At 53.5% G+C, this 8,617-nt stretch carries 9 protein-coding genes; 2 read left to right on the forward strand and 7 right to left on the reverse strand.

The genetic code is table 11. The features are described 5' to 3' along the window. Positions 1-101 precede the first annotated feature (101 nt). The 7 genes from ABEA08_RS17705 to ABEA08_RS17735 form a co-directional block, all read right to left on the reverse strand. Positions 102-893 carry a phosphatidylethanolamine N-methyltransferase family domain-containing protein gene (locus ABEA08_RS17705; RefSeq protein WP_345336708.1) on the reverse strand — a complete coding sequence of 264 codons (792 nt, stop codon included), beginning with the start codon at positions 891-893 and terminating at the stop codon, positions 102-104. Positions 894-1,228: 335 nt separating this feature from the next. Then, positions 1,229-1,579 carry an HlyD family secretion protein gene (locus ABEA08_RS17710; RefSeq protein WP_345336709.1) on the reverse strand — a complete coding sequence of 117 codons (351 nt, stop codon included), beginning with the start codon at positions 1,577-1,579 and terminating at the stop codon, positions 1,229-1,231. Beyond that, entirely contained in the window at positions 1,576-1,773 is a 198-nt protein-coding gene (locus ABEA08_RS17715) for a hypothetical protein (protein WP_345336710.1), read from the reverse strand. The genes ABEA08_RS17710 and ABEA08_RS17715 overlap by 4 nt, the downstream gene beginning before the upstream one ends. Further along, positions 1,773-1,976: a hypothetical protein gene (locus ABEA08_RS17720; protein ID WP_345336711.1), complete on the reverse strand. Its 204-nt coding sequence runs from the start codon at positions 1,974-1,976 to the stop codon at positions 1,773-1,775. Before ABEA08_RS17720 ends, ABEA08_RS17715 begins: the two co-directional genes overlap by 1 nt. A gap of 70 nt (positions 1,977-2,046) precedes the next feature. Further along, on the reverse strand, positions 2,047-2,700 hold the full coding sequence (locus ABEA08_RS17725; protein ID WP_345336712.1) for a helix-turn-helix transcriptional regulator: 654 nt from the start codon (positions 2,698-2,700) through the stop codon (positions 2,047-2,049). A 2-nt stretch (positions 2,701-2,702) separates the two neighbouring features. Next, complete coding sequence (locus ABEA08_RS17730) at positions 2,703-2,918, reverse strand: hypothetical protein (RefSeq protein ID WP_345336713.1); 216 nt, start codon at positions 2,916-2,918, stop codon at positions 2,703-2,705. 107 nt (positions 2,919-3,025) lie between these two features. After that, positions 3,026-5,071, reverse strand: coding sequence for a winged helix-turn-helix domain-containing protein (locus ABEA08_RS17735; RefSeq protein ID WP_345336715.1), 2,046 nt, complete (start codon positions 5,069-5,071; stop codon positions 3,026-3,028). 490 nt (positions 5,072-5,561) lie between these two features. Between ABEA08_RS17735 and ABEA08_RS17740 the strand changes: the two genes are divergently transcribed. Beyond that, positions 5,562-6,512, forward strand: coding sequence for a dihydroorotate oxidase (locus tag ABEA08_RS17740; RefSeq protein ID WP_345336717.1), 951 nt, complete (start codon positions 5,562-5,564; stop codon positions 6,510-6,512). 120 nt (positions 6,513-6,632) lie between these two features. Then, entirely contained in the window at positions 6,633-7,853 is a 1,221-nt protein-coding gene (locus ABEA08_RS17745; protein ID WP_345336718.1) for a DEAD/DEAH box helicase, read from the forward strand. Positions 7,854-8,617 lie beyond the last annotated feature (764 nt).

Below are 8,617 nucleotides of genomic sequence, written 5' to 3' on the forward strand. Positions count from 1 at the left end.
CGGCTGAGATAGAAAACGAAAAACTCGACCAACGGTTAACTCAGTCACAACCCCAAAAAGCGGCCTGTCCGGCCGCTTTGTCGCGAACTCTGTCGCCGCCCTTACAGTACGTATGGGATCAACGCCTTGCGGTCACTCGGGTAATCCTCGAACTTCTTCTTGTACCAACCATGAGTAGCCAGCGCACGAGGGACCAAGTTGGCCATGGTCACCAGCAGGATAAACACGCCAGCCAGTGACCAGGTTAGGATGGCAAAGCCGAGCCAGGACAGCATCTCGCCGAGATAACTTGGGCTGGAGACAAAGCGGAATCCACCACCATGGGGAATGGTGTAGCGTGGCGCATTCGGCTGTGGCACTTTTGGCCGCAGATTACGTACCACTGCATCGGAATGCACATTGAGGGTGAATCCGATGGCGTAAACACCTAAGCCGATGATAAAGCGCGGATCGCTCAACCAGGCGTCGGTGAACTGAGGGCTGAGCTGCGAGATAAAGGCGGCACTGAAGTAGCCGTGCAATCCGGTCGCTATCCAGCCAAATACCACCACAGAGATGTTAAACGAGGCTTTCGAGCCGGGGAACACCCGCATCAGCAGCGGATTGATAAAACCCCGGTTAGCGTAGTGGAACATCCACAGACCGCACAGCAGCATAGGGACCAGTTCACCACGGTTGTCCCCTTGCAGATACACGATGGCGAACACCAAAGGCGCTGGCAACTCCATCAACATCCAGCCCAAACGCGGTGGAAAACTAACGCCCGGAGCTCGGCCACCAAAGCGGCCATACGCAGACTGACCAAACAGTGAAGCCAGCATGATCAGGCCTGCAAACACAAAGCCCCCGATCAAAGCCGTATCGTAAAACTGATCACCGGTATACCACGTCATGTCGTCCTCACTTATCTTTGTTCGTTTGAATTGAGCCTTCACCAACTGGCATCAGCATGACATGGCGGCGACAGATCACGCATGACCAAAATGGACGATGATAAGTCAAGCGGGCAACGAGGCAGTCAGCGGTAATGGGACGTTAGAATCGCGTTAAAATGCCAACGGTAAAGCGCAAGTTCCAAGGAATAACGGTCAGATCCTGCGCATTAGCGACGCACACCATAAAGTGATGCGATCTTGGCTCAACGGGCAGCACCCAGCCGTCCATTGTGAGAGTGATGGGAGTGAATAATGCGTTATTGCATGGAGATGCCAGGTACCTTTTCACCCGACTATAAAACCCGCGGTGAGATCCAAACGGGCACACCATAGAATTGCGAGAGATCCTCCCCGTCCGGCATCTTAATGCCAAATTTAACAGACTCAGAGTGTGAATGGCCGATCAACACCATATTAAAATAACCGGACACATCTTTGCCGGAAACCTTAAGTGTAACCGCCTGACCAAGTTCAAGATAACGCTCTAAATGACGTCCACCCTCAAATAATATCTCTTGCTGATCCTGAGGGAAAATAAGTCCGACCGGCTCTCCATGCCTGATCAGCCCACGGGGATCCCGCCAATAGATCACGCCCGATGTTGGCGCCCGTAAAATCGATCCCGACAGATTGGAGCGGATCAATAAATCGCTTTGCTGCGCTTGCTCACCCGATGAAACCAAGGGCAACCAAGACTCGAACGATGTAAATTTATCGGTTCAAAACTGTCGCCACTTAAATAAAGTGGCCCTAACTCTCCTTCGGCTTCCGGTCCCAGATACAGCAACCCACTCATAACGAACAAGGCACCGGTACCAGCAGCCAACCACAGGTTCATTACGCGATGTCCTTCCACGACTGCGCATTTACCAGCAGCACTCCCGACTCGGTCTCCGTTGCCCCATCGAGATCCTGCTCAAGCGCCCAAACAGGACAAACAAACCGCTCCAACGCACTAAGAGCTTCAGCCTCCACCGTCCCGATCGCCACGGCCTGCTCCAAACAATTCATCTCACCATGCCTGCTGCGCTTCATCGTCAAGCCTCTCCATTCTCGAGGTGTTCGCTGCGATTCAACCTCACAAAAAAATGTGACCTTTTCGTAACCAGCATCACACCCAATCAGCCAACTGTCCCCGGATCAGACACTTAGCGATGGCCTGCTGCCGATTGACACTGCCGGTCTTCTCCATGCAGTTACTCAAATGAAAGTTCACCGTTCGCTCGGAGATCTGCAAGATCTGGCTGATCTCCCAGGAAGTCTTGCCCTCAGAGGCCCAGCGTAGGCACTCCTTCTCGCGCGGGCTGATCAGCGGCATCGGCTTGGCAGGCAAAGCGCGACGATAGGCCTGCAGCAGATAGGGCAGAATGATCCCCCAGAACCAACCCAGCTTTTCGGCCCAGATGAGCTCCTGACAAACCGGGATCAATGGGAGCCGGATAAACACCGCAACGGACTCGCCCTCTCCGCCTTTTCTCGGGACCACCACACAGCGCTCTGCTGCCGGCTCCTGAGTAAGCTCCCGCCATAATCGTGGCTTCGACTCCGACATTAAACATGCGATAAGAGGCGCACGATGCGCCTCTGCCACGATCCCTGTTGCAGCAACCTGTTGAACATCGAATACCGTCGGGCTTTGCGCCGTCGCGACCGCCATGCCGAGGCAATGTGATGCTTGCACCTCAGACAGAGCAAACCAAGCCTGCAACTGTTCGAGTGTGGACACCGCCTCGGCCTGTCGGATCAGGGATTCGAGGTGCTTCATGGTTAACTCCTATCACAACGCTCGTTATCGATATGGCAGCTGCCACCTCCCGACATTGGCGAGGGCTTGGGCCGCTCCTGCGTCGTGTCGCTACCATCAAGCTGTAACGCTGGCTTCATGCCCTCGCCAGCCACAGCGACGCCACAACCGACTCCGGCGATCCACAGTGTCATCAGAGCCTGACGGCCAAGTAACGTTATCCCTGTCTTCATGTTCATGTGCTGACTCCATTTCGTTAATAAGACACTGTCAAATTAACAAGCCGACCCATAAACCAACAGCAACCAAAATGAACTTTTTTGCGACCCTGAGGGTTACTCTCTGGTTACTCTCTGGTTACCTCGGGTAACCGCAGTCGCCGGATCTCACTGTCCGACATCTTCCAGTGACGCAGCAGCAAGCGCTCACCATCATCAGACACATCGAAGCGGCCGCTGATCCTCTGACCTTCCTTTGTATATTCATGCACTCCATCCTCGCCCAGCACATGCGAGTAAACCCTCGCACCGGAGATATCATACTCACTCCAGAACAGTCGATTCCCCCAAATAAACCAGCGGGTATTAATTTCAGAGACATCCGGTTGGATCGACAGCTTTTTAAGGGATTCAGAGTCAAGTGAGTCTGCCGCAAAAAAAACATCGTCAGCACTTAACAGGATCCATCGCTCTAAATAACTGCGCGCGGCTTTAACCTCGGCGCGAGTGAAGACCACCTCGCGTTCGGCCAGATCATACACCTTCAAGACCCACTCCCCATCGGAGTTAACGCCGTAGGCGATCTGTTTTCCGTCATTAATAAAGTTGGCGTGATGGCCGACCAGCTCATGGCTATCACTTAAATAGACAACTTGACTGCTCGACTTGGATAGCAGCGCCAAGCGCCCGCCAAGCAGCATAAGCACCGACTCACCCTCCGGCGAGCCGCTGAGCAACTCAATTTTGCGGTTCACTTTCAGGTAAACCTGCTCAGTATCATAATCGTATGCCGACAACTCGTACGTCGACCCGCTCAATCGCAGGCACCAATAGGCATTATTGGTGCCGCCATAAAGTACCTGCCACACCTCACCTTCCGGGGTATCGACAAACCGGCCGGTGTTAGCTTCAAGCGTCGAAACTTCAAAGAAAGAAAAATCATTCCCCTGTTGTCGCAGATAATAGAGATCCTCCCCCCTCTCCACATAGAAATCCGTCACCCAATGAAACGCTTTCTTAAACAAATGATTTATTGAGCCGGAGTCAATATCCACTCGATAGATCGCCTGTCGATCCAAAACCAACAACTCTGTGTCGGACACCCACTCCATCGAGTAGACCGGTGACTCTAAAATAGCTTGGGAAAGCAAACTTTTAGAGGCTGCCTCAATCACATTCAGGCTCCACACGTTGTTAAAACCCGAACGAGACAGCACCGCATACTTATCTTGTGCTGGCGACAGCTTGGCCAATATATCTGAGGTGTGTCGGTCAGACCGGCCATAGAAACTATTCACATTTCCGGTTATTGCATCGTACTCATAAAGGCGGATAGGCGAGTTTTTCTCCCGAATAGCAACAAAAACAATCCCCCGTCCTTGCGGCAGCAAGTCCATCTTGCCCAAAGCAAACCAACCCTCTAACAGCAACTCGGGTTTCCCATCCATACTGGTTGCCACCCGGTTCAGCTGTCCGCCGGAACTGCCATTGGTGGCGTTCACGCTGTAGTAGATGAACTGATCGTCGGCTGAAAACGCCAGATCCAATACATTTCCCGCGGACTCAGACAATTGGAGCACTCTGCGGCTATCAAGCTGCATTAAGAACAGTTGAGCTCCAAGAAACTGATCCATCTCGGCGGTGAACGCAAGCATGCTGCCGTCATGGCTGACCGCAATCGCACTCTTCTCACCCGGCATATCCGACAGCAACTCGGAATCGGCAAATACCAGCTCATGGCTCAATAACGTGTCGGGCGACATCCGGTATTGGCGCAACAGACCAAAAGTCATTGCCACCACCACGAGCAACACCATGCCGGAGGCGATCGACCAACGCGCCCAAGGCGAACTCACTCGCCCATCTCCCGCCATCGCTAGCTTTGCATTCGCAGAGACCGTGTCCGGCGTTTCGGCGTCACGGTACTGCTCAGGCACATCGACCCGGTCACAAGTTATGCGATAGCCGCGTTTGGATACCGATTTGATCAGGGTCGGATCTTTTGGGTCATCCCCCAACAGCGCCCGCAGCTTACTGATCGCTCGCCGAACCGCAGCGTCACTGACCACCCGCCCTTGCCAGACTTCATCGTGGAGCTCCTGCAGCGAAACATAACGCTCATGCTGCAGACACAGATAGCGCAAGACATCGAACACTTTGGGTTCAATGGCCACCTCTGCCTCATGCTGATATAGGGTTTGCTTCGATACATCCAGCAAGAACGAACCGATACGATAATATCGCGAAGCGCTCTCGATCTGTTGCCCTGAGATATCCGTCTCTCTCACTTGCGCCTCATGTTACATCTATGTAGCCACTCCATTTATGCTAATGAAAGATTGGCAAAAATCCTACACCTGAGCAAGCAGAACACCTTCGCTTCACACCAGCCAACCCGCGCGCACCTCCCTCTTTTTCGACTGCAGCTCGATTGACGCTCAACCCATTTGCCTGGTTCTCCATCGAGAGGAGCGCATTTAGTTCGAAAATCTCTTTAAAATCGAGCAAACATCCATCTCCAGCTCGTGTGCCGCATCACACTCTGGATTCAAGTCGAGTAAAGCTTATGTTCCACATTGCCGATGGGCGCTAGCTCAAAGTACGCATTCTCTCACCACGCTAAGGTGTCGCTCCGTTTGGCCCCCACACCCTACGGAATAGAATATGAATGCTACCCAACGCCCCGTCGATCTTCGCGGCCAAATTGGCCCCATCACGCTCAGCAGTTACCTGTTCAACGCCTCCGGCCCGCGTTGCACCACAGAGCAAGAGTTAATTAAGCTCGGTCGCTCGCGCTCGGCTGCCGTCATGACCAAGTCCTGCACATTGGCGCCACGGGCCGGCAATGCCGAGCCGCGCTATCGGGCGCTGCCGCTCGGCGCCATCCAGTCAATGGGACTGCCCAATCTCGGCTACCAAGCCTATCTGGAGATGCTGCCTAGGTTGAAACAAGTAGGAAAACCTGTGGTGATCAGTATCTCCGGGCTTAGCCTGGCCGATAACACCACCATGGTTTCCGCCTTTATGGCCAGTTCGGCCGATCTACTGGAGATCAACTTCTCCTGCCCGAACATCGAAGGCAAACCGCAACTGGGTTACGATCTGACCCAAACCCGCCAAGCACTCGACACACTCTGCACCCTCGGCGATAAACCCATCGGCCTAAAACTGCCGCCCTACTTCGATATGGCACACTTCGATGCCATGGCCGATCTCCTCCAACAATACCCCATTGCCTTTGTCACCTGTGTCAATTCGGTTGGCAATACCCTCGTCATCGATCCCGAAACGGAAACCGCTATGATCCGGCCCAAAGGAGGCTTCGGTGGCCTGTGTGGCGATTACATTAAACCCATCGGCCTGGCCAATGTGCGTGCCTTTCGTCAACGCCTGCCGCAGCGGATCGATGTGATCGGGGTTGGCGGGATAAAAACCGGTACCGATGCGTTCGAATACCTGTTGGCGGGTGCCAGCGCGGTACAGATCGCCACCTGTTACGAAGAGGAAGGGACGTCGTGCTTTGATAGAATCGAACGTGAGCTAGGCCAGTTGCTGCAGCGCAAAGGCTATGCCTCTATCGCCCAAGCTAAAGGCCAATTGAAAACCCTCGATTAAGACCGGATCACAAAAACTCATGAGCACGCGTCATGCCAGAGTACACTCCCCACTCTGGCATGACTCAACAGTACACACCACGCATGATAGACTTGTCCGCTAAGTTATCCGGGAGTCTCCATGTCTTTTGCCGCCTTGCCCTTGCACGCTGCACTTATCCAGCGATTAGCCCAACTCAACTACCAGCAACCCACCCCCATTCAGCTTCAGGCGATACCAGGGATCATCGAGGGCAAAGACGTGATGGCCGGTGCTCAAACCGGCACAGGCAAAACCGCCGCCTTTGCATTACCGCTCATTCATCGTTGGCTACAACACAATGAGCAGCCCAAGTCTCCGCAGGTGCTCGTGCTGGCCCCAACCCGAGAGTTAGCACAGCAGGTCAATGCCAGCTTCGAACAATACGCTCAGGGCACCGAGCTCAAAACCATCGCGCTCACCGGTGGCAACAGCCAACAAGCACAAGCCGAGCAACTGCGCCTCGGGATCGATATTGTGATCGCGACGCCCGGCAGGTTGCTGGATCACCTGCGTAAGCGCACCATCTCTTTTGACGGGCTCAAAACCTTAGTACTGGATGAAGCCGACCGAATGCTGGATATGGGCTTTCAGGACGAGATCACCGACGTTCTCAAGCGTCTGCCCGCGCAGCGGCAAACACTCCTATTTACGGCGACCGTGGATGAACGCATGAGTCGCTTCGGTCGCCGTCTGTTGCGATCGCCACAGGTGATCGAGATCGCCCCCCGCAATACCACAGCCGCTATGATCCACGAGCGGATCTACAACGTCGATCCCAATAAAAAAACCGCGCTGCTGTGCCATTTGATCAAACAGGAAGGTTGGCAGCAGACCGTGGTATTTAGCCGTAAGCGGCAGGATGCTGACAAGGTCGCCAAACAGATGCAACAAGCCGGGATCCACGCCGAAGCATTCCACGCAGATCTCACCCAATCCGCCCGTGAAAGCGTGTTAGCCCAATTTCGACGCGGTGAGATAACCGCGCTGATCGCCACCGACGTCGCCGCCCGCGGCCTGGATATCGACGCACTGAATTACGTGGTCAATATGGAACTGCCTTTTCGTGGCGAAGACTATGTTCATCGCATCGGCCGCACTGGCCGGGCGGGCAATGAGGGCCATGCCATCACCCTCTTGAGCGTGGATGACGAACCCCTGCTGATCAAGCTCGAGGCTCTACTGGATCGCCGCTTACCCCAGCAATGGTATCCTGGGTTTGAGCCGGATCTCACCCAGGTAGCACCGACAACCAGAAAGACCAAACGCGGCGCCTTAAAGCAGCAAGCCCGAAAAAAAGCCCTGGCCAAACATAGGCGCTGAGCGGCTATCGATTCGATACACCGGCAAGACATAAAAATGGCGGGCTAATGATCCCGCCATTTGTTATTTACCGAACAAGCAAAAAAGCTATATGCAATTTAAAGCGATAGGCTCTAAATAAGACAACAGCTCCTCTTCCGTCGTCGGTATCGCTCCAAGGTTATACACCTGATTTCCCCCCAGCATGTACGCGCTGGGCTGGCCGTGATCATGATGAAACCATTTTCCATGGATGCAGATATCGGTGTAGCATTTCGGCAGCATCAATAATTCCTTCTTCCCCAACCCTTGATCATCGTCCTATAAACACGGTGTAAAACAAGATCACCTAGTGACTCGCTCCTCCACTGTATAAAAACGAATTTTATCGACGTGATTATTGATTCAAATCATGGAAATGGCGCTGTGGCGAACATTCACCAAAAAGTAAAAAAATAACAGTTATACCCAGTTTGCAGTAAAAAGCGCGGTTTCCTTTTCCACTTTTATCCCTTGCACCAGAGGCTCTAACACACCACAAAAATACTGGCGTCGAGGAGACGTCCACCACAGAAATGGCAGCATATATTGGTATTACATGATACTGACGGTCACGACCAGTAGCCTGACCCAGCGTCCAGCCTCACCAAACCTCTTGCTCAGGGCGGGATCGTACTTTGTTAATGGAAGTTGATACCAGCGATCTGCTGTGATCTAATCGGGCTCTCCGTCATCATAGATCCCCCCCAAATGACCCTGATTGAACACCTCACCGTTATTGAAGA

The organism is Ferrimonas pelagia (genome assembly GCF_039543565.1).
Lineage (GTDB): Bacteria > Pseudomonadota > Gammaproteobacteria > Enterobacterales > Shewanellaceae > Ferrimonas > Ferrimonas pelagia.